A 19951-nucleotide genomic window follows, 5' to 3' on the forward strand; every position below is an offset into this window, starting at 1 on the left:
CTTATCAGACCGCTGCACGTTACGTCTGCTAACAACCCAATCATCACGCCCGGTGCCAGTTAATCTGGCATTGGGTATGATGAGTGACATTTTTAACCTCAAACTCACGGATGTTGTAGTCCTACACATGAACACGCTGAAATCATCTCGTTTGCTGAAACGCCTGACAGTGGGATCACTGATCGCTTTTTCTCTCAGCCATGCTGCTATTGCTGATGACGTCAATCTCAAGACCATGATTCCGGGCGTGCCGGACATTGATGCCGAAGCGTACGTCCTTATCGACTACAACTCAGGCAAAGTGCTGGCAGAGAAAAACGCCGATGCACGCCGCGATCCTGCCAGTCTGACCAAGATGATGACCAGCTATGTCATTGGTCAGGCCGTCAAAGCGGGCAAAATTCATCAGGATGATCTGGTCACCGTCGGCCCGGATGCCTGGGCGACCGGCAACCCGGTGTTCAAAGGCTCCTCGCTGATGTTCCTGAAGCCTGGTGACCGCGTACCGGTCTCTCAGCTGACCCGTGGGATTGTGCTGCAGTCCGGTAACGACGCCTGTGTGGCGATGGCTGACTATGTCGCCGGCAGCCAGGATGCCTTCGTGAACCTGATGAACAACTACGTTAAAGCGATTGGCCTGCAGAATACCCACTTCGGGACCGTGCATGGCCTGGACGCTGAAGGTCAGTACAGCTCTGCGCGCGATATGGCGCTGATTGGCCAGGCGCTGATCCGCGACGTACCGGAAGAGTACGCGGTCTATAAAGAGAAAGAGTTCACCTTCAACAATATCCGTCAGATGAACCGTAACGGTCTGCTGTGGGATACCAACCTGAACGTGGACGGGATCAAAACCGGTCATACCAATTCAGCCGGTTACAACCTGGTGGCGTCAGCGACTGAAGGCCAGATGCGCCTCATCTCTGCGGTCATGGGCGGTCATACCTTTAAAGGTCGTGAAACCGAGAGCAAGAAACTGCTGACCTGGGGCTTCCGTTTCTTTGAAACCGTTGCACCACTGAAAGCGGGCAAAGAGTTCGCTTCTGAGCCAGTCTGGTTCGGTGATAACGACCGTGTGCAGCTGGGCGTGGAAAAAGATGCTTACCTGACGATTCCACGTGGCCGCATGAAAGATCTGAAAGCCAGCTATGTGCTGACCAACACGGAACTGCACGCGCCGCTGAAGAAAAACCAGGTTGTCGGCAGCATCAATTTCCAGCTGGATGGCAAGACTATCGAACAGCGTCCGCTGGTGGTGCTGAACGAAGTCTCTGAGGGCGGTTTCTTTGGCCGTATCGTTGATTACATCAAACTGATGTTCCATCACTGGTTCGGTTAAGCGTAAGGGGTGATTGAAAAATCACCCCTCCGTCCCCATTACAGGATATTATAATGCTCCCGCTCAGGCGGGAGCCTTTTTTTATGCACCGGAGTTAATATGAAAACCAAACTGAATGAGCTGCTCGAATTTCCTACCCCGTTTACCTACAAAGTAATGGGTCTGGCGCAACCGGAGCTGGTTGATCAAGTGGTTGAAGTGGTGCAACGTCATGCGCCCGGCGACTACAGCCCTGAAGTTAAGCCGAGCAGCAAGGGCAACTATCACTCCGTAAACATCACTATCAACGCCACCCACATCGAGCAGGTCGAACGCCTGTACGAAGAGCTGGGCAACATCGAAATTGTGCGGATGGTTCTGTAATTTACGGGTCGGCAAGGCGCCTCTGCCTGACGGTTTGCCGACATTTTCCTCAGCGTTACTCTCTTTAGCGGGCTCTCGTTTTGTCAGTTGAAACCCTCTTTGTCCGTCAGTCCGGTCTGTGCGACTGGCAATCTGTCTCCGACGCCATGCATTACTACACCGACCAGCGCGACGACCAGAGTCGTGACGAAATCTGGCTGGTCGAACATCCTCCGGTCTTTACTCAGGGCCAGGCGGGAAAAGCGGAGCATCTGCTGATGCCAGGCGATATTCCGGTGGTGCAGAGCGATCGTGGTGGTCAGGTGACCTACCACGGACCGGGTCAGCAGGTGATGTACGTGCTGATTGATGTGAAACGCCGTAAGCTTGGCGTGCGCCAGCTGGTGACTATTCTGGAAGAGACGGTGATCGCCACCCTGGCAGAATTTGGCGTCAGCGCCCGCGCCCGCGCGGATGCGCCCGGCGTCTATGTCGGGGAAGAGAAGATCTGTTCACTGGGATTGCGCATCCGCAAAGGCTGCTCTTTTCACGGTCTGGCGCTGAATGTGGCCATGGATCTGTCGCCCTTCCTGCGCATTAATCCCTGTGGGTACGCCGGGATGAGCATGACCCAGTTGAAAAATTTCCAGCCACAGGTCACGACGGAGCAGGTACGGGCTCCGCTGGTCAGCGCCTTTGCGCGGCTGTCAGGTTATGAAAATGTTGAATGGATATCAGGCGATCTCCCTGTTAAGCCTTAACGCAGAATGCGAATTTACAAATATGTAACGTATCCGTGCTGACTGTGGCTGCTTCGCAGGCGATGTGATGATATAATTTTTGCACTTTTTTCAAATAAAGTTGAAAGCCCCCTTCCCGGTTTGATTGGGAACGCTTTCAAATCGCAATCCGACCGGAACCTGCTGATTTATGAGTAAACCAATTCAGATGGAACGCGGCGTCAAATATCGTGACGCAGACAAAATGGCGCTGATCCCGGTGAAAACCGTGGCTGTTGAACGGCAGGAGATGTTGCGTAAGCCGGAATGGATGAAAATCAAGCTGCCAGCTGACTCCAGTCGTATTCAGGGCATTAAAGCCGCGATGCGTAAAAACGGACTGCACTCGGTCTGTGAAGAGGCGTCCTGCCCTAACCTCGCCGAATGCTTCAACCACGGCACCGCCACCTTTATGATCCTTGGCGCAATCTGTACCCGTCGTTGTCCGTTCTGCGATGTGGCACATGGCCGTCCTAATGCACCCGATGCGAATGAACCCGCAAAACTGGCGCAGACGATTGCCGATATGGGCCTGCGTTATGTGGTGATCACCTCGGTTGACCGCGATGATTTACGTGATGGTGGCGCTCAGCACTTTGCCGACTGCATCAGCGCGATTCGCGAAAAAAATCCCACCATCAAAATTGAAACGCTGGTGCCGGACTTTCGTGGCCGTATGGATCGCGCGCTGGAAATTCTCACCGCGACGCCACCGGATGTGTTTAACCACAACCTGGAAAACGTACCGCGCGTCTACCGTCAGGTACGTCCGGGCGCTAACTACGAGTGGTCACTGAAGCTGCTGGAGCGTTTTAAAGAAGCGCATCCGCATATCCCGACCAAATCGGGTCTGATGGTTGGCCTGGGTGAAACCAACGCCGAAATCGTGGAAGTGATGCGCGATCTGCGTCGCCACGGCGTTACCATGCTGACGCTGGGCCAGTATCTGCAGCCGAGCCGTCACCACCTGCCCGTTCAGCGCTACGTCAGCCCGGCTGAATTCGATGAGATGAAAGAAGAAGCGATGGCAATGGGCTTCACCCATGCCGCGTGCGGTCCGTTTGTCCGCTCTTCCTATCATGCGGATATGCAGGCTAAAGGCGAAGAAGTGAAATAAGCACGCCTCTGCTATCAGACGCCTGAAAAACAAAAAACCAGACTGGAAACAGCCTGGTTTTTTTACACGTGCCAGCAATGGCCTGAAATAAAAAGTAACAGTTATTTGCAGCAAATAACCGATTAATCTTTATGAACGACGCGTTCTGCCGGCACGTCTTCAGCCGTTGTTCGGGTTGCACTGGTATCTTCGTCTTTCATGGCTTTTTTGAAGCCTTTGATCGCGGAGCCCAGATCGCCGCCCAGTGAGCGCAACTTGTTGGTACCAAAAAGCAGTACGATAAGCGCACCGATAATCAGCAGCTTGGCAATACTGATACCTTCCATATTTAACCTTTCAACTTTATCGAATCACGGTGACTGTTATTTACGCGCAGTTTGCCTGTGGCTACAAGTGGAATCTGTAACAGAGTAAGTAAGCACTCAGATGAAACGGCTGAGAAACGCCTGGGTCCGTGGATGCTGCGGATTCGCAATCACCTCTTCCGGCGTACCCTGCTCAACCACCACTCCCCCATCCATAAAGACAACGCGATCGGCGGCTTCCCGGGCAAAGCTGATTTCATGGGTCACCACGATCATCGTTAATCCCTGATCAGCCAGAGTACGCATGGTCGCCAGGACTTCCCCCACCAGCTCCGGATCAAGCGCTGAGGTCGGCTCATCAAACAGCATCAGCTGCGGTTTGATCGCCAGCGCCCGCGCAATCGCGACACGCTGCTGCTGTCCGCCCGAGAGGTGACGCGGCCAGGCGTCCGCTTTATCACTTAATCCCACCGTCGCGAGCAGCGATCGGGCATGGGCCATCGCCTCCTGACGCGGAAATTTATGTACACCGATGGGCGCTTCAATGATGTTCTGCAGCACCGTCATATGTGGATAGAGATTGAACTGCTGAAATACCATGCCGATTTTCTGGCGCTGCCGGGCAATCTGGCGTGGCGAGAGCCGGTGCAGCACATGCCCTTTCAGCACATAGCCAATCTGCTCATCACCGACCCGAATCGATCCGGCATTCATCTCTTCAAGATGATTGATACAGCGCAGAAACGTGGATTTACCCGAACCGGATGGGCCGAGAATCACCACCACTTCTCCAGGCCAGACATCCAGATCGATCCCTTTCAGAACCTGATTGTCGCCATAATTCTTCTGCACGTTGCGGGCGCAGACCAGGGGTTCACTCTGACTCATCGCTCCTCCTGCTGGGGTTGCGCATGACCTGCGACGACAGTGGCACGTCTGGGCACGCTGGCCACCCGGCGGGTGCCACGCGCGTAATAGCGCTCGATAGCGGACTGGCCCAGATTAAGGATCGAGGTGATCAGCAGGTACCAGATCACCGCCACCATCAGCATCGGGATAATCTCGAAGGTGCGGTTGTAGATCGCCTGCACCGAGTAGAGCAGATCGCCCATTGCGATCACGCTGACCAGCGACGTCGCCTTGATCATGCTGATCAACTGATTGCCGGTGGGCGGAATGATAGACCGCATCGCCTGCGGAATAATGATACGTCGCAGCGCCCGCGACCGGCTCATGCCAAAGGCTTGTGTCGTCTCCACCTGACCGTTATCCACTGACAGCAGACCGGCGCGAATAATTTCCGCCATATAAGCCGCTTCATTCAGTGCCAGCCCGGCGATAGCCGCCGTCAGCGGCGTAATCAGATCGTTGGTGTTCCAGCTGGCCAGCGTGATGTCGGTCCATGGCAGCGTCAGCGACAGCGCGGGAAACAGCGTGGAGAGGTTGTACCAGAAGATCAGCTGCACCAGCAGCGGCGTGCCCCGGAAGAACCAGATATAGAGCCCGGCGACGCCGCGCAGCAGCCGGTTGTCAGAGAGCCGCCAGACGCCCAGTAACAAACCCAGCAGCGTGCCCAGTATCATCGACACGACCGTCAGCCCCAGAGTCACCTGCAACCCTTTCAGCACGGATTCTTCGGTAAACCATTTCAGCACTACCTGCCATTCAAAGTTAGGATTGGTCGCCACCAGCCACAGCAGATTAGAGCCAATCACCAGCACCAGAATCCAGCTGATCCAGCGTCCGTAAGTGGGCGCGCTGCGGGCGAATGCCACGTCGCGCAGCTGCGCCTCGCCACTGTCATCACGGTGCAGATGGCGAGGCGGGCTCATTTGCTGGCCTCTTTCGCCAGATTCAGCCCGGGTGCTTTGGTCATGTTGCCCTCAAGCTGCCACTTTTTCATGATCGCCGCATACGTGCCGTTCTGATACAACGCTTTGTAGGCATCCAGCACCACCTGACCCAGCGGTGAACCTTTGGGGACGACCGTGCCCTGGAAGATATCGCCAAAACCGTTTTTCTGCCCTTTGCCCGACAGCTCAAGTTGCCCCTTCGCCTGATTCACAAAGTAAGTCAGCGGCGCCTGGGAAGAGAAAAACGCATCGGAACGTTTAGAGCGCACCGCCAGAATAGACGACGGCTGATCGGTAAAGGCCTGCACCGTCACTGCCGGTTTTCCGTCCGCCACACACTGAGCTGACTGCTTACGGATGACCTGTTCTGCCGAACCCGCGGCCATCACGGCTATGCGCTTGCCACAGGTGTCATCCAGCTGATTGATTTTCGCCGGGTTGCCCTTCTGCACGCCGAAAACCACAAACTCCTGCACAAAATCGATGAAGTCCACTTTCTGCTGACGGTCCGGGTAATCGCCAATCGGGCCAATCGCCAGCTGATAACGGCCTGCATTAATGCCGGTGAGTACGCCTGACAGACCGCTCACCGTCGCGTGCTCGATCTTCACGCCCAGCAGTTGCGCCAGCGCGGTCGTTAACTCGGCTGAGGCCCCCTCCATTGAGTGCGGACCATTAACGATTTCATAGGGCGGAAATGATCCGTTATTCACAGAAATCATTTTGCCCGCTTTTTTGATCTCATCCGGCAGCCGATCGTGCAGGGCCTGGTCAACTTTTTGCACCGGAATAGCGTCGGCAGCCTGCGCCAGGGAGGCTGTCAGCCCCAGCGCCACGATTAAGGCGGTTGCTCTCTTCGTCATAATGGATTCCTGGTTCAGCGGATCAGTTGAGTTCGGGACGGGCGAAGCGTCGGTTCTCCAGTACCGGCAATACCTGGCGGGCATAGGCGACGCGCTCCGGATCGAGGTCGGCAAACAGCAGTGCTGGCGACTCCGCCGCATTCGCCACCGCGACGCCCAGCGGATCGACCACCAGACTGTTGCCGATATTGCGTGGGCCACACTCGCCCACCGCCACCATATAGCAGGTATTCTCCAGCGCACGGGCGCGGGTCAGCAGTTCCCAGTGCATCTCTTTCAGCGGACCTTTAACCCAGGCAGCGGGCAGCACCAGGACGTCTGCACCATCCAGCACCAGACGACGCGCCAGCTCCGGGAAGCGCACGTCATAGCAGGTCATTAATCCGACCTTCATACCCGCGACCTCAATCAGCGGCGGAATGACATGGCCCGGATTGACCCGCTGCGACTCCTGCATCGCAAAGGCATCGTAGAGATGCAGCTTTTCATAGGCGGCGATGATTTCACCGTTGCGGAGAGCGACCAGCACGTTGAGCGCTTTCTGCTGGTCGGTGGGAACATGAACGCTCATCATGGTGGTCAGCGCCGTGTGCTTGCTGGCGGCCAGCAACTGGCTCAGGAAAGGGCCATCCAGCGGCTGCGCCGCTTTCAGCACCAAATCGGGATCGGCAATATCACGCGCCAGCACGCCTTCTGGCAGCACCAGCAGATCGGCTCCCCCTTCGGATGCCCGCTGCATTAAGTCCAGACAGATACGGGCGTTATCCTGCCATTCGCGGCTGACCGCAAATTGTCCCAGTGCCACTTTCATCATTTCTCTTCTCCCGCAGCGGCCGGAAACATTGCTTCCGGCGTCAGTAATTGGTGGGTCAGCCCCTGCTGATAGAGTTCGCGGCCAAAGTCCGCAATCATCTTCCTGTTAGCGCTAAAACCATTCTGATTCCAGTCCGCCGGTAATTCCTGCGCAGTGCGTCGCAAATCGTCCAGCAGCCACGGCGTGGTGTCGGCATATTTCTCTCTCTTCTGCATCCAGACCTGGTAAGAGCGATCGATGACCTCACTTAACGCCGCAGGCAGCCAGGGATGCGCCGCCGCCAGCGCCGGTTTAAGCGCCAGAATGTGAATGCCCGGCACGTAGCCGACCCGGTTGAAGTAGTCCCGCTCAGCCTGATAAAAATCGGTCTGCAGCTGCCGCAAACCCGAGTCAGGCAGGAAAAAACCCTCCGGCATAAACGGCGTGAAGATGGCATCCAGTTCACCCGCCTGCAGCATCTCAATCAGCGGACGTTCGTCAGGCGCCGGTTCAATGCGGCCCGGCCGGCCAAAACCCGCCAGCCGATCGACTATCGGATGATCGGCCGTAAGACGGCCGGCATACCAGAAGACATCATCAATTCCGACGCCCGCTTCACGCAGCACCGTGCGTGTCCAGGTATTGCCCGAATCCTGCCAGCCGGTGACGCCGATTCGTTTGCCTTTCAGCTCTGCTGGCGTGGTGATGGGGCTGCTGGCGGTGGTGATGATGCAGCGCTGGCGGAAGCCGCGCATCAGGAAGTGCGGCAGGCCGAGCAGGCTTTCGTCGCCTCTGGCCCGGCTCTGGGCGTAACGGCTGAAGGAAACTTCTCCCGCGTCATAATCGGGGCTGGTCGCCAGATCATTTACCAGCGTACCCACGCGGTCGATCTGTAACTCAAAGCCTTCCGGTCTGATATCGCCCAGCGCTAGCGGGGTGAAGTAGTCCCAGTCGCGTACCGCCAGTCTGATGAGTAGCCTTGCCATGATCTCTCCGTTTACGCTGCGCCGCCGGGACGGTCATAAAATAGTGCTTGAATTTGATACTAGATCCGGAATACTTATCTGAACAATGACTATTTTGTTACTGAACAAAGTATTTTCTTATGACAGAGAGCGTTGACCTCAACTGGTTTTGCAGCCAGATAACATCGCCTTCCGTGAAAGGCATCGCCCAGGCCGCCTCGGCACTGATTCGTGACGGACAGATTGCGACGGGTATGCAGATGCCTGCCGTGCGGGAGATTGCGGAGCAGCTGGGCGTCAGTCCGGCAACCGTTTCTGCTGCCTGGGCGCAACTCAGAAAGCAGAAAGTACTGGCGGGCAAGGGTCGCAGTGGTGTCTGGGTAAGTGGCAACACGGTCATGCCGCGTCCGATTCGCTTTGAGAAGATCGGTAACTACGGCGATAACATCCGGGCTGACCTGACTCTGGCCTCGCCCGACCCCGCCCTGCTGCCTGATCTGCAGCACGCGCTGCAGGCGGCCCTGCACTCCCCCCAGCTCAACAGCTACACCCGTGAAGCGATTTCAGCGCCGCTGCTTCAGGCGATTAAGCCGCGCTGGCCCTACGCGGCAGAAGCGTTTCTGGCAACGGATGGCGGTTTTGATGCGATGAACCTGCTGGTGCAGACCCTGGTCTCGCCGGGCGATCGGGTCATTATTGAAGACCCGACTGCGACGCGGCTGCTCGATATGCTGGATAACGTCGGCGCAGAGATCCTGCCGCTGGCGTGTGATGAACAGGGTCCGCTGCCGGAGGTTTTGTCTGTTCTGCTGGAGCAGGCACCGGTCATGCTGATCTATCAGCCCCGCACCCACTCGGCCACCGGAAACAGCATCAGCCCGGCGCGACGTCAGGCGCTGGCGCAGGTTCTGCATCAGAGCAGCACACTGATTGTTGAGGATGATGGGATTGGCGATCTCTCCGCAGAGGCGAGCTGGAGCCTGGGCGTCTGTTTTCCTGAGCGCACGCTGCACATCCGTTCATTCTCCAAAGCCTACGGGCCGGATCTGCGCCTGGCGGTGCTCTCTGCGACGTCTGAAATGGTCAGACGCATTCAGTCATGGCGAAATTTTGGCGTCAGCTGGACCAGCCGCATTCTGCAGGACGCAGTCGCATGGCTGCTGGAGGATGAGGCGACGCAACAGCAGCTTGCCACCGCGCGCGCCATCTACCGGCAACGACGCGAAGCGATGCTGGCGGCGCTGGCGCAGCGCGGCCTGACGCTGCCGCTGCGCGACGGGTTAAGTCTCTATATCCCGGTAGCGTCCGAGCAGTTTGCCATGATTACGCTGGCGGCCCGCGGCATTGCGGTTGTGCCAGGCGAGCGCTGTCGGCTTGGCCCTACACAGTTTATTCGCGTCAGCATCGCCAGCCTCAGAGATGAACAGCGGGAGATGATTGCTGAGGCGCTGGTTATCGCCTCAGGACGGGAAGTTAACCCGCTTGCAGATCTTTGATGAGATAACGGGGTGACTCAGCATAGCCTTCGCGGGCATAGAACTGATTCGCCTTGATACGTGACTGATGACAATGCACTTCCATGCGATCGCAGCCACGCCGGGTGGCCAGCATTTCGGCATACTGAAGCAGCTGCTGGCCGACGCCCTTACTGCGCTCACCTTCTGCAATGCAGAAATAGCTGATGCGGGCGAAGTCACCGGCCAGGGCCAGCTGAGGAATAAAATGCAGGGAAAGGAAACCCAGTACCTGACTGCCATGTTCCGCCACCAGCAGCGCTTCACTGGAATCGCTGCACAACTGCGCCAGACGCTGCTCAATAAAGCTTTCGGTGCCGCCATAGCCTAACTCGCTCAGCAAGGCACTCAACGCAAAACTGTCTCTCAACTCTGCCTGACGTATGTTCATCCTCTCTCCTCACTCACCGGGTTCTGTCGCACAGTTATATAGCGTCGCAGGCTAAAAAGCTGCATATCGGGTTGTTATAAATATGTTACGGGGATTTATTGTGAACCGCCGCGCAGTTTGTGCGGCCACAGGAACGATAAAGGAGGTTACGATGAAAGGGATGAAGCGCAGATTACAGGCATAAAAAAACCCGCCATAAGGCGGGTTTTTAGAATTCTGACTGTTAACTTACAGACTGATAACGTTAGCAGCAGATGGGCCTTTAGCACCGTCGGTGATTTCAAACTCTACGCGCTGACCTTCAGCCAGAGTTTTGAAGCCGTTGCTCTGGATTGCAGAGAAATGTACGAATACATCTTTGCTGCCATCTTCAGGAGTAATGAAACCGAATCCTTTAGATTCATTAAACCACTTAACGTTACCTTTGATCTTAGACATCTATATTACCTTTACATGAAAAATGGACACTAAACTGTGTCGGGGTCTAGTACAGCAATTGCTGAGGGATTTGTCCAGCATGATTTGATGAAAAAGTGATAAATATCGACTTTCCGTGCATCCATCACACTTTCCTGCTTTTCGACTTGCGAAACACCCCTCGCCAGGTATCAGGCCGGTAACGTCCTCCTGCGGCTAACCTGCTGGAAAGGCGCACCTTTTCACTATTAAACAGTAACGTCATTGACGTTAAAAAGAAAAATCTTACTAAGACGTATTCCTGTTCTTACTGGCAGTCAGTGTCTCAAAAGAGACTCTTTTTGTCGTTCTGCCGAGCGTAAATCCCCTCTCCTGAATCTGAATTTTCTGCTTCAACGAGGCTCCGCGAGCCAGCTGGTGAATAAATAAACAGAAAATCTTAAATTTCTTAACACAAATCCGCCTCACGTCCTGGCAAAAATGAGCCTGTCGTGCCATCCACACCAGTCAGGACAGGCTATTCGCAGATATTTTAGCCAACAAGAGAGAAACCTTGAGCAAGATCAATGAAGTGCTTTTTAGTAACTGAATTCGCATTTGGCAACAAACAATCAACCTCATAAGAAACTACTTTTCTCATCGCAGTCCGGAATAATATTCGCGGGAAATAGATAACGTCCGCTTAAGCAGTCAGGGAGTGGCATCCGTTAATGCAGGATAAAAGGAGGGTGAGACACAGGATGGTGATGAAGATACGCTGCAGTCAGTGTGGAAGCGCCCGGTTCTTTTTTACCGATTACCGTGAGGGCCAGCGCAACGTTCATGGTGCCCGCTGCGCAAACTGTAAAAAGTGCCTGGATTCACAGGATCTGCTGCCCAGGACGCCGATGGATCCGATTACACACTGTCTTCTGGCCAGCCAGAAAACAGTGCGGGCACCTGATTAGGTGCCCGCAGTCGCTGAAGCTTTAACAGAAATCAGAAAATCAGTTTAAACACCCCTGTCAGGGTCAGCAGGCCGACGATAAAGATAATCGCGATAATCCACAGAATAATTTTCATTTCCTTTTCCCCTCACTGATTAGACACGCTTCCTGTAAGCAGTATAGACAGGAATATTGGTCATGCCGCTTCACTTAGGCTTCAACTGGTCAAAAGTTCACCAATTCTGCCCTTTATTTATATTCTGAGAGAGCGATCGCAACACCACTTTTTACCGCCCCTCTTTCTTCGTTAACCCCCCCACTCCTGGCTAAAATTTAGGCGGCAAGGCAGGCCTCAGTAGTGATGAGACTGAAATGAGTCGCGAGGAGATCTTATGAGCACGATTAATACCAGCATGGGCCGCTACAGCCTTAAGGCCAAAAACAGCGGTAATCACATCAAAGGTTCTTTCGCCATCAACGATGAAGGCGGCACGCAGCTCTCTATGCAGGAGTTTGACGAGCACTATCTTGATGATGTGGTGAATAACGTGATCTACCCGGTCACCGGTGGCAACCGTGAAATTGCACGCGCGCTGCGGGAACAGATGGTGAAAGCCGGTTTTGAACCGCCTCACTAAGGCGTCAGATTGATGTGACAGATTGGGCCGCATTTTGCGGCCCTTTTTATTTCAGACATCGTGCACGAGGTAAGAGCAAAAAGCCGCTGGCAGGGTTGCCAGCGGCCAGAAGTTAAATCACCCAGGAGAGCAGCAGACACCCCACCAGGCCACAGACCGAAATAATGGTCTCCAGCGCCGACCAGGAGCGAATGGTTTCGCCAATGGTCAGGTTGAAATACTCTTTGAACAGCCAGAAGCCCGGATCGTTAACGTGCGAGAAAATCACGCTGCCGGACCCTACGGCGATCACCATCAGTTCCGGGCTGGCGCCACTGGTCACAATCAGCGGTGCCACAATGCCCCCGGCGGTAATCGCCGCGACCGTGGCAGATCCCAGTGCAATACGCAGCACCGCGGCAATCGACCAGGCCATAAAGATGGGTGACAGCTGAGTCGAGTGCATCATGCTGGCGATATATTTATCCACGCCGCTGTCCACCAGCACCTGTTTGAAGGCCCCGCCACCGCCGATGATCAACAGCATCATGGCGATGATTTTGATCGAATCGGTCAGGGTATCCATCACCTGCTCCATCGTACGGCCGCGATTGAGTCCAAAGGTGAAGATCGCAATCAGCACGGCAATCAGCGTCGCCATCACCGGGTCGCCAAAGAACTCCGCATACGGCAGCAGCACGTGACCTTTTGGCAGCAGCATCTCCGCCACGGCACGCAACGCCATCAGCACCACCGGCACCAGTGCCGTCCAGACGCTGACGCCAAAGCCGGGCATTTCCGCTTCGGTAAAGGTTTTCGGGTTATAGAGCCCCTGCGGAATCGGTTTATCGATGTTTTTCAGGAAACGGGCGTAGACCGGACCCGCCAGAATCACCGTTGGAATACCCAGCAGCGTACCAAACAGCAGTGTTTTCCCCATATCCGCGTTAAACAGCGTCGCGATGGCGGTCGGGCCAGGATGCGGCGGAAGAAAACCGTGCGTCACGGACAGCGCTGCCGCCATCGGTACGCCGACATAGAGCAGCGGCACACGCGCCGACGCCGCCACGCTGAACACCAGCGGCAGCATCAGCACAAAGCCGACTTCATAAAATAGCGCAAATCCGACAATGAAACCGGTCAGCACCAGCGCCCACTGAATGTGCTTCGTACCGAATTTTTCAATCAACGTCGTGGCGATACGCTGCGCGCCGCCACAGTCGGCCAGCAACTTACCGAGCATGGCACCAAAGCCCATGATCAGCGCCAGGCTGCCCAGTGTGCCACCCACGCCCGCTTTGATTGAGGTAATGACTTTATTCACCGGCATGCCCTGCATCACGCCGACGGCCAGCGCCACCAGGATCAGCGCGATAAATCCATTGAGCTTAAAGCGAATCATCAGCAGCAGCAGTAGCGCGACGCCGATCGCCACATAGAGTAATGGCATAGCTTTTCTCCACCTTGTGCACTGAACCGAATTCAGTGTCGATTTATTATCATGATCCCCGGAGGGCGACAAAACAGAGCCTCTGTAAGATGTTTACACATCCCGACAAACGCTGTTACCGATAACATGTTAAGGGTAACATCCGCAGGAAAGCACCACCCCGCCGACGGTGAATTTCTGTTTTGCGAAGGTGATCAACTTTTTGCCAATGCGTTATCAGAAAGTTTGCCAGTGCCGACGCCGCGCTTTTCGTTACACTCAGATTTTAGCGAAATGTAAAAAGGATGCGCTGGTGAGTGAGAACCTGAGTGAGCTGTACAGTAATCAACGAACCCTCTTTGGCCGGGGCAGCCTGGATAAGCTGGTGCCGCTGCTGGCCGCACGGTCACAGCCTACCCTGCTGTTTTGCGGGCAATCTTTCCTGCAGGGCCCGGCCTATGCCCGGTTGAAAGCCGGACTCAACGATCACATCATCGGCTATGAAATTGTCAGTCATGAAGCCTCACCCGCCGAGATCGATGGCTGGGTGGCGCGCTGGCGCGGTCATGTCGATCGGGTGGTGGCGATTGGTGGAGGAAGCGTGCTGGATGCGGCGAAAGCGTTCAGCGCGATGATTCAGCATCCGCTGCCTACCGCCCGCTATCTGGAAAAAGTGGGTGATACCGCCGTTCAGCCCGTCACGCTGCCGCTGATTGCGGTCCCGACCACAGCCGGGACCGGCAGTGAAGTGACGCAGAATGCAGTGGTAACAGACCAGCAGGATATCCAGATCAAAGCCTCGCTGCGCCATCCGGTCTTTGTGCCGGAGGTGGCAATCCTTGACCCGGATCTGCTGAAAGGCGCACCCGATCACGTGCTGGCGACCTGCGGTATCGATGCCTTTACCCACCTGTTTGAGGCCTATCTCTCCAGCAAAGGCAACCTCTTCACCCGCCAGATGGCGCTGACCGGCCTGCGTCAGTTTGTTCAGGCCTGGCCTGCACTGAATCGCGAGGATGCGGCGGGTGATGCGGCACGTGAGGCGATGATGATGGCCTCATGGCTGGGCGGTGTCAGTCTGAGCAGCGCGGGTCTGGGCGTGATACACGGTATTGCCGGGGAACTGGGCGCGATTAAGCCGTTCCATCATGGCGAAGTGTGTGGGCGTCTGCTGTTTCCGTTCCTGGATCTGTTGTCCGACAGCGATCATCCGTTACAGCGTAAGCTGATGGCAGACCTGCACCCGCAGCTCTTCAGCGAAACCACGGACTCACCGGCACAGTTTCTGAAACAGTGGCTGCAGCAGCAGGCGATCACCCCGTTCTGGCAGGAGGGTCCTACGCTGAGCCACACCGAGGCCGAGTGGATTCTGGCGCGTGCTAACAGCAAAAACTCGCTGGTGAATTACAGCCGCGAACAGATGCAGATGATGATTACGCAGGCCTGGCACATTACAGCGTGATCAAAACGCTGGCCTCCTTCACTGACCTGCCAGCCCTGGCAGGTCATATAAAGCCTGTCAGCTAAGCCTGCGTGCCGCTAAAAGGCCCCTCGCCTGCCAGCATCTGTTCAATCACCTGCAGCACGCCCTGCTCATTGTTAGAGGGCGCTTCATAGCGCGCCGCCTGTTTCACCCGCTGTGGCGCATTGCCCATGGCAAAACTGAAGCCGGACTGCCTGAGCATCTCCAGATCGTTACCGCCATCGCCGAAGGCCAGCACCTGGTCGTGCGTAATCCCCCAGCGTTGTGCCAGCAGATCCAGACCGTGCGCTTTATGATTTCCCGGCACGATCAAATCAACCGAGCCGTGACCGCTGGAGGTCGCTGCCACGCGGCCCTGATGCAGTCGCTCAATATCTGCCATCAGTGGCTCGATGTAGTCGTCAGAGAGATTCAGCGCGAACTTAAACAGCCGGTCATCCTGCACGTCATTCAGATGATGAATCGGCTTCAGCCGGTGACAGTAATGGCGCATCTTCTTCAGCCAGGTCTCTTCCATGCCCTCGAAGTACCAGGCGCTTTCACGTCCACACAGCAGGTAGCGCAGGCCGGGATAATCACCGTTTTGCAGGGTGTCGATCACCGCCTCTACATCCCGGCGTTCAAAGGCACCACAAAACAGCTCCTCATCGCGATCGATAATCCATGCGCCATTTTCCGCCACAAAGGCGATATCGCTGGCGATCTCCGGGAAGAAGGATTTGAGCTGGTAATACTGATTGCCGCTGGCCACCACAAATTTGATGTCACGGGCGGTGAGTTGCTGATAGCAGGCGAGAAAGCGGGATCGATTGTACTGCTTGTTATCGTCCAGAAACGTGCCATCCATATCTACCGCAACCATCTTAACCGTCGTCATCATGACTCCTTACACAGGAAATTTCAGAGTGGAGTCTCAGGATAGCCGCTGACGCAGCAAAACGGAAAGAAAGAGGGATGGCCGTAGCCATCCCCGAGATTTTTGACAAACTCCGGCCCGGTAGCGGTAAGACCGAGCCTGCTTAGGGAACACGGTCAGATCGGAAAGACGCAAAAGCTGTCATCCATGACACGCTCGGCCCGCGCGATTACGCACCTCATCCCTGAGGTGCGCCCGTTGCCGGGCCAACGCTATGCGTTGTTCAAAAACGCTCCCGGCGTTTTTGTCCATGGCGCGGGACGCTTTCCTCTTCAGACCGGGTTCCCTGCGCTTTTAGCTATTACTTTGCTGTCAGAGCAACCCTGATTGGGTTTGTCAGCAGTCTGGGATGGCAACAGCCATCCCTGGGGATCAGTTCAGGGCGCTGTTCAGCACCAGGGCAGTAATCACACCGGTTGCGGCAGCAATCAGCACATAGTTGCCGTCGATGTTTGCCCAGTGATAACCATGCGGCGGTTCACGCAGACCGCGTTCATGCCAGTCGGCTACCCGGTAATGGTCGCCGCGATACTCCGGCGGGACAGGATGGCCGCGACGGAAATCGTGGCCCTGCCAGGCGAAATGGTCACGATCGTTGCGGGCGTCTCTGCCATGACGGTTGTTATCCTGATCAGGGCGATGATTGCCCCTGTCATGGCCGCTGTTGTCGCGGCCACGATTCTGGTCAGGACCGCGATTGTCAGGACGATGATCCTCATTCTGATGCGGCACAGGCAGTCGCTGCGCGTCATCATGATCGTCTGCCCGTGAGGCCTGAGAAAAGAGCGTGCTGCATGTCAGAAGTGAAGTGATAAGTGTCAGTGTTGTTTTTTTCATGATACTGCCTCCGAAAATAACGGCTGTTCAGGCACCGTTGATCGGCATCATGGCAATAATTGAGGCGGGAGACATCTGTAAAAGTCTTAAAATCCGGTAACTTACACACTATTACGCTTGCTTAGCGCTTTCTTAACACGGGTCATGCCCGGACACCTTTCCTGACGAAATCCAGATTAAACGGCCAGCCCATGCATCACGCATCAGGCTGACCGGTTAAGCCTGATTAAGGCGTGCTCAGGATCACCGGCGCGTCCGGCAGTCCGGTAAAGTGCGTCACGATGTGATGATAATCGGCCGTCGGATCCAGATCGCGGAACGCTTCCGGATAGAGATCTTTTGCCAGAATTTCCATGCCGATGATGTTGTAAGGATGATTATAGAAATGGTGGTAAACGCCATACACCCGTTTCTGTTTCACCGGCTCGATCTGCTCCAGACCGGTGCGGCTCTGCAGGCGGTTAAAGGTGGCGGTCACATCGGTCTGGCTGGCACCGTAACCAAACGGCAGCACGTTGCTGTTCGGGCGCTTTGAGCCCGTCATGATGTAGACGTCTGGCTTCATAGCGATAATCTTTTCCAGCGACACAAAGCCGGAACTGCCGGGCAGCAACGCGGAGCCGATATTTTTTCCACCAACTGCTTCTACCAGCGCGCCCCAGCCGTTGTGACCGTGGGTAAAGCAGCAGTTGTCGCTGTTACCGGCAATCGGCTCAATAAACACCGTCGGCTTGTGCTGCACCTGCGCAATTTTCTGCTGAAGCATCTCCCAGCGCTGCTGGTAAAAATCGGCGTAGGCTTTTGCTTCGGCTTCGCGGTTTAGCACGGTGCCCAGCACTTTCACGCTCTTCAGGGTGTTCTCTTTCGGATGGAGTTCATCATCCAGGAACAGCACCGGGATGTGCAGGTTTTTCAGGGTCGCCAGCACGCCCGACTGCGTCAGGGCCGGTTTGGCGCGCAGCTGCGCAATCATCATATCGGGCTGCTTCGCCAGCACGCTCTCCAGATTGACCTGCCCCTGATCGTTAAAGCCCATGTCCACAATCGATGCCGCCTGCGGCCAGCGCTGCTTCAGCAGGTCCCAGGTCTGAGTATCCTGTTTTTTCGGCAGGTTGTTCCAGGCGACGACGCGCTGAAACGGATTCTGACGGTCCAGTAATGCCAGCGCCATCACATCGCGCCCATCCTGCAAAATGACATGCTGCGGCTCTTTCTGCAGCGTAATTTTCTGACCATCCATATCGGTCACGGTGACCGGATAGGTAGTAGCCGCACAGGCGGTTGAGAGTAAAAGCGTGGTGGCAGCCGCTATCCCGATTTTCATTTTTCTCCTGTCCTTTAAAGGAATAATAATTATTCGCGTTTACTTTACCATGCGAATCAGTAACAAATGTAAATATTGCTGACCAGATGCTACTGAGAGAGCGGGTTCACGAGGCAACGGCAGAGTGAAATGACGGGGCGCTGTTACGCAGATGGGAGGGTCACAGGATGAATGGCGGGAAGACGGGCAGGCGCATCCCGACAGGAGAGATGCGCCTGCTGGCTCAGGGTTACTTCACCAGCGAATAGAAAATTGCGGAGATAGCAATCAGTCCGATCAGCACCACAAACAGATTGCTGATGTGACCACTGTATTTCCGCATCGCAGGCACCTTCTGGATGGCATACATCGGCATCAGGAACAGGATCATGGCAATAATCGGGCCGCCCAGCGTCTCAATCATGCCGAGAATGTTCGGGTCCAGCGTCGCCACCAGCCAGGTGGTCAGCAGCATAAAGAGTGCGGTCAGGCGATTCAGTCTGGCGGGCGCGATGGTTTTACCACGACTGCGCAGCGCCTTGTTGACCATACCGTTAAACCCTTCACGCGCCCCCAGATAGTGACCGAGGAACGATTTAGTGATCGCCACAATCGCTATCAGCGGCCCCATCCAGGCAATCATCGGCACCTGAAAATGATTAGCCAGATAGGAAAGAATCGTGATGTTCTGCGCCTTGGCGGCAAGCAAATCCTCAGGCGACAGGCTCAGCACGCAGCTGAACACAAAGAACATCACCGTCACCACCATCATCAGGTGCGAACAGGCCAGAATGCGCGAACACTTTTTCTCTGCCGCATCGCCATACTCTTCGCGCTTCGCCAGCGCAAAGGAGGAGATGATCGGCGAATGGTTAAACGAGAAGACCATCACCGGAATCGCCAGCCACAGCGTCATCCACAGGCTGCTGCCCGCAGGCTGGACGTTCAGCGTCGAAAGTACCGCGCCGTGCCAGTGCGGGATCAGGTAGCAGGCCATCAGCATCAGTACCGCCACAAACGGATAAACCAGCACGCTCATCGCTTTGACAATCATCTTCTCGCCGAAGCGCACAATGGTCATCAGGCCGACAATCAGCAGCAGCGACAGCAGCACACGCGGCGGCGGCACCAGGCCGAGCTGATGCACCATCAGGCTCTCAACCGTATTGGTAATCGCCACGCTGTACATCAGCAGAATCGGGTAGATAGCGAAGAAATAGAGCAGCGTAATCAGCTTGCCCGCGCCGACGCCAAAATGCTCCTCGACCACCTCGGTGATATCACCGGCCGGATTTTTACCGGAAAGCACAAATCGGGTCAGCGCGCGGTGCGCAAAGAAGGTCAGCGGAAAGGCCAGCACCGCCATGATGATCAAGGGGATCAGCCCGCCGACGCCCGCATTAATGGGCAGGAACAGCACACCGGCGCCAATCGCCGTGCCGTATAAACCCAGCATCCACATGGTGTCGGTTTTACGCCATCCCGTATCGACGTCACTCTCAAGCGCGCCCAGCGTGCCAGTTTGCGTGGTTTTCATCAGATTTTCCGTGTTAAAAGCCGCCATTAACCTGAACGGTCAGGCAGGTAAAGGTCTGCCCCGCTCTCCGCCTCAGCTGCAACCGGATCAGTGAAGCGTGATGCTGACCCGCCCGTGCGTAGGTAATCGATTGCGTGCGCCACTTTTTACACTACCTGACGATAAAAGTTCAAGCCGTGCAGATAAACACGCATAGATTGGCTAAAAAACCGTCAGGTTGTGCAG

At 55.7% G+C, this 19951-nt stretch carries 21 protein-coding genes; 7 read left to right on the forward strand and 14 right to left on the reverse strand.

Translation table 11 applies throughout. The annotated features are described in order from the left end of the window. Positions 1-127 precede the first annotated feature (127 nt). The 4 genes from dacA (at position 128) to lipA (ending at position 3577) form a co-directional block, all read left to right on the forward strand. Positions 128-1339: a D-alanyl-D-alanine carboxypeptidase DacA gene (gene dacA / locus PU624_RS17500; RefSeq protein WP_283545993.1), complete on the forward strand. Its 1212-nt coding sequence runs from the start codon at positions 128-130 to the stop codon at positions 1337-1339. A gap of 99 nt (positions 1340-1438) precedes the next feature. Beyond that, positions 1439-1702 (forward strand): DUF493 family protein YbeD, encoded by a 264-nt coding sequence (gene ybeD, locus PU624_RS17505; protein WP_279769707.1) that lies wholly within the window; start codon positions 1439-1441, stop codon positions 1700-1702. An 80-nt stretch (positions 1703-1782) separates the two neighbouring features. Continuing rightward, the gene (gene lipB, locus PU624_RS17510) at positions 1783-2442 is read left to right on the forward strand and encodes a lipoyl(octanoyl) transferase LipB (protein WP_283545994.1); all 660 of its coding nucleotides are present in this window, start codon (positions 1783-1785) and stop codon (positions 2440-2442) included. A 169-nt stretch (positions 2443-2611) separates the two neighbouring features. Next, on the forward strand, positions 2612-3577 hold the full coding sequence (gene lipA, locus PU624_RS17515) for a lipoyl synthase (protein WP_010258979.1): 966 nt from the start codon (positions 2612-2614) through the stop codon (positions 3575-3577). 122 nt (positions 3578-3699) lie between these two features. On the opposite strand, the gene tatE is transcribed toward lipA, so the two are convergent. The 6 genes from tatE to PU624_RS17545 form a co-directional block, all read right to left on the reverse strand. Next, positions 3700-3903, reverse strand: a complete 204-nt coding sequence (gene tatE / locus PU624_RS17520) for a twin-arginine translocase subunit TatE (RefSeq protein WP_003854033.1) — start codon at positions 3901-3903, stop codon at positions 3700-3702. A gap of 96 nt (positions 3904-3999) precedes the next feature. Further along, positions 4000-4770: an amino acid ABC transporter ATP-binding protein gene (locus tag PU624_RS17525; protein ID WP_283545995.1), complete on the reverse strand. Its 771-nt coding sequence runs from the start codon at positions 4768-4770 to the stop codon at positions 4000-4002. Next, positions 4767-5714, reverse strand: a complete 948-nt coding sequence (locus PU624_RS17530) for an amino acid ABC transporter permease (RefSeq protein ID WP_283545996.1) — start codon at positions 5712-5714, stop codon at positions 4767-4769. The genes PU624_RS17525 and PU624_RS17530 overlap by 4 nt, the downstream gene beginning before the upstream one ends. Continuing rightward, complete coding sequence (locus PU624_RS17535) at positions 5711-6598, reverse strand: ABC transporter substrate-binding protein (RefSeq protein ID WP_283545997.1); 888 nt, start codon at positions 6596-6598, stop codon at positions 5711-5713. The genes PU624_RS17530 and PU624_RS17535 overlap by 4 nt, the downstream gene beginning before the upstream one ends. Before the next feature lie 22 nt (positions 6599-6620). Beyond that, positions 6621-7409, reverse strand: coding sequence for a deaminated glutathione amidase (locus tag PU624_RS17540; RefSeq protein WP_283548021.1), 789 nt, complete (start codon positions 7407-7409; stop codon positions 6621-6623). Beyond that, positions 7409-8377 carry an ABC transporter substrate-binding protein gene (locus PU624_RS17545; protein ID WP_283545998.1) on the reverse strand — a complete coding sequence of 323 codons (969 nt, stop codon included), beginning with the start codon at positions 8375-8377 and terminating at the stop codon, positions 7409-7411. The genes PU624_RS17540 and PU624_RS17545 overlap by 1 nt, the downstream gene beginning before the upstream one ends. A gap of 119 nt (positions 8378-8496) precedes the next feature. Between PU624_RS17545 and PU624_RS17550 the strand changes: the two genes are divergently transcribed. Then, positions 8497-9852, forward strand: coding sequence for an aminotransferase-like domain-containing protein (locus tag PU624_RS17550; RefSeq protein ID WP_283545999.1), 1356 nt, complete (start codon positions 8497-8499; stop codon positions 9850-9852). On the opposite strand, the gene PU624_RS17555 is transcribed toward PU624_RS17550, so the two are convergent. The 3 genes from PU624_RS17555 to PU624_RS22325 form a co-directional block, all read right to left on the reverse strand. Next, positions 9830-10261, reverse strand: coding sequence for a GNAT family N-acetyltransferase (locus PU624_RS17555; protein WP_283546000.1), 432 nt, complete (start codon positions 10259-10261; stop codon positions 9830-9832). The genes PU624_RS17550 and PU624_RS17555 overlap by 23 nt on opposite strands. Before the next feature lie 228 nt (positions 10262-10489). Further along, a complete protein-coding gene (cspE, locus tag PU624_RS17560) occupies positions 10490-10699 on the reverse strand; it encodes a transcription antiterminator/RNA stability regulator CspE (RefSeq protein ID WP_006118399.1) in 210 nt (69 codons plus the stop codon). A 957-nt stretch (positions 10700-11656) separates the two neighbouring features. Further along, positions 11657-11740 carry a small membrane protein YohP gene (locus tag PU624_RS22325; protein ID WP_019105993.1) on the reverse strand — a complete coding sequence of 28 codons (84 nt, stop codon included), beginning with the start codon at positions 11738-11740 and terminating at the stop codon, positions 11657-11659. A 256-nt stretch (positions 11741-11996) separates the two neighbouring features. Here PU624_RS22325 and PU624_RS17565 point away from each other — a divergent pair, with 256 nt between their 5' ends. Continuing rightward, positions 11997-12242, forward strand: a complete 246-nt coding sequence (locus PU624_RS17565) for a hypothetical protein (protein WP_013357084.1) — start codon at positions 11997-11999, stop codon at positions 12240-12242. Positions 12243-12354: 112 nt separating this feature from the next. Here the strand turns inward: PU624_RS17565 and gntT are convergent, their stop codons facing one another. After that, complete coding sequence (gntT, locus tag PU624_RS17570) at positions 12355-13671, reverse strand: gluconate transporter (RefSeq protein WP_090963068.1); 1317 nt, start codon at positions 13669-13671, stop codon at positions 12355-12357. A gap of 292 nt (positions 13672-13963) precedes the next feature. Between gntT and PU624_RS17575 the strand changes: the two genes are divergently transcribed. Beyond that, positions 13964-15112 (forward strand): iron-containing alcohol dehydrogenase, encoded by a 1149-nt coding sequence (locus PU624_RS17575; RefSeq protein WP_283546001.1) that lies wholly within the window; start codon positions 13964-13966, stop codon positions 15110-15112. Positions 15113-15173: 61 nt separating this feature from the next. Here the strand turns inward: PU624_RS17575 and PU624_RS17580 are convergent, their stop codons facing one another. The 4 genes from PU624_RS17580 to PU624_RS17595 form a co-directional block, all read right to left on the reverse strand. Continuing rightward, positions 15174-16010 (reverse strand): Cof-type HAD-IIB family hydrolase, encoded by an 837-nt coding sequence (locus tag PU624_RS17580; RefSeq protein ID WP_283548022.1) that lies wholly within the window; start codon positions 16008-16010, stop codon positions 15174-15176. A gap of 411 nt (positions 16011-16421) precedes the next feature. Then, positions 16422-16886: an RcnB family protein gene (locus PU624_RS17585; RefSeq protein WP_283546002.1), complete on the reverse strand. Its 465-nt coding sequence runs from the start codon at positions 16884-16886 to the stop codon at positions 16422-16424. A gap of 226 nt (positions 16887-17112) precedes the next feature. Further along, on the reverse strand, positions 17113-18210 hold the full coding sequence (locus PU624_RS17590; protein WP_283546003.1) for an ABC transporter substrate-binding protein: 1098 nt from the start codon (positions 18208-18210) through the stop codon (positions 17113-17115). 229 nt (positions 18211-18439) lie between these two features. Continuing rightward, complete coding sequence (locus PU624_RS17595) at positions 18440-19726, reverse strand: HAAAP family serine/threonine permease (RefSeq protein WP_283546004.1); 1287 nt, start codon at positions 19724-19726, stop codon at positions 18440-18442. Positions 19727-19951 lie beyond the last annotated feature (225 nt).

It is taken from the genome of Pantoea sp. Lij88 (assembly GCF_030062155.1).
Lineage (GTDB): Bacteria > Pseudomonadota > Gammaproteobacteria > Enterobacterales > Enterobacteriaceae > Pantoea.

Bases quoted from the DNA above. Each gene is read 5' to 3' on its own strand.
- dacA (WP_283545993.1), top strand. From the start codon at position 128: ATGAACACGCTGAAATCATCTCGTTTGCTGAAACGCCTGACAGTGGGA.
- ybeD (WP_279769707.1), top strand. From the start codon at position 1,439: ATGAAAACCAAACTGAATGAGCTGCTCGAATTTCCTACCCCGTTTACC.
- lipA (WP_010258979.1), top strand. From the start codon at position 2,612: ATGAGTAAACCAATTCAGATGGAACGCGGCGTCAAATATCGTGACGCA.
- tatE (WP_003854033.1), bottom strand. From the start codon at position 3,903: ATGGAAGGTATCAGTATTGCCAAGCTGCTGATTATCGGTGCGCTTATC.
- PU624_RS17525 (WP_283545995.1), bottom strand. From the start codon at position 4,770: ATGAGTCAGAGTGAACCCCTGGTCTGCGCCCGCAACGTGCAGAAGAAT.
- PU624_RS17530 (WP_283545996.1), bottom strand. From the start codon at position 5,714: ATGAGCCCGCCTCGCCATCTGCACCGTGATGACAGTGGCGAGGCGCAG.
- PU624_RS17535 (WP_283545997.1), bottom strand. From the start codon at position 6,598: ATGACGAAGAGAGCAACCGCCTTAATCGTGGCGCTGGGGCTGACAGCC.
- PU624_RS17540 (WP_283548021.1), bottom strand. From the start codon at position 7,409: ATGAAAGTGGCACTGGGACAATTTGCGGTCAGCCGCGAATGGCAGGAT.
- PU624_RS17545 (WP_283545998.1), bottom strand. From the start codon at position 8,377: ATGGCAAGGCTACTCATCAGACTGGCGGTACGCGACTGGGACTACTTC.
- PU624_RS17550 (WP_283545999.1), top strand. From the start codon at position 8,497: ATGACAGAGAGCGTTGACCTCAACTGGTTTTGCAGCCAGATAACATCG.
- PU624_RS17555 (WP_283546000.1), bottom strand. From the start codon at position 10,261: ATGAACATACGTCAGGCAGAGTTGAGAGACAGTTTTGCGTTGAGTGCC.
- cspE (WP_006118399.1), bottom strand. From the start codon at position 10,699: ATGTCTAAGATCAAAGGTAACGTTAAGTGGTTTAATGAATCTAAAGGA.
- PU624_RS22325 (WP_019105993.1), bottom strand. From the start codon at position 11,740: ATGAAAATTATTCTGTGGATTATCGCGATTATCTTTATCGTCGGCCTG.
- PU624_RS17565 (WP_013357084.1), top strand. From the start codon at position 11,997: ATGAGCACGATTAATACCAGCATGGGCCGCTACAGCCTTAAGGCCAAA.
- gntT (WP_090963068.1), bottom strand. From the start codon at position 13,671: ATGCCATTACTCTATGTGGCGATCGGCGTCGCGCTACTGCTGCTGCTG.
- PU624_RS17580 (WP_283548022.1), bottom strand. From the start codon at position 16,010: ATGACGACGGTTAAGATGGTTGCGGTAGATATGGATGGCACGTTTCTG.
- PU624_RS17585 (WP_283546002.1), bottom strand. From the start codon at position 16,886: ATGAAAAAAACAACACTGACACTTATCACTTCACTTCTGACATGCAGC.
- PU624_RS17590 (WP_283546003.1), bottom strand. From the start codon at position 18,210: ATGAAAATCGGGATAGCGGCTGCCACCACGCTTTTACTCTCAACCGCC.
- PU624_RS17595 (WP_283546004.1), bottom strand. From the start codon at position 19,726: ATGAAAACCACGCAAACTGGCACGCTGGGCGCGCTTGAGAGTGACGTC.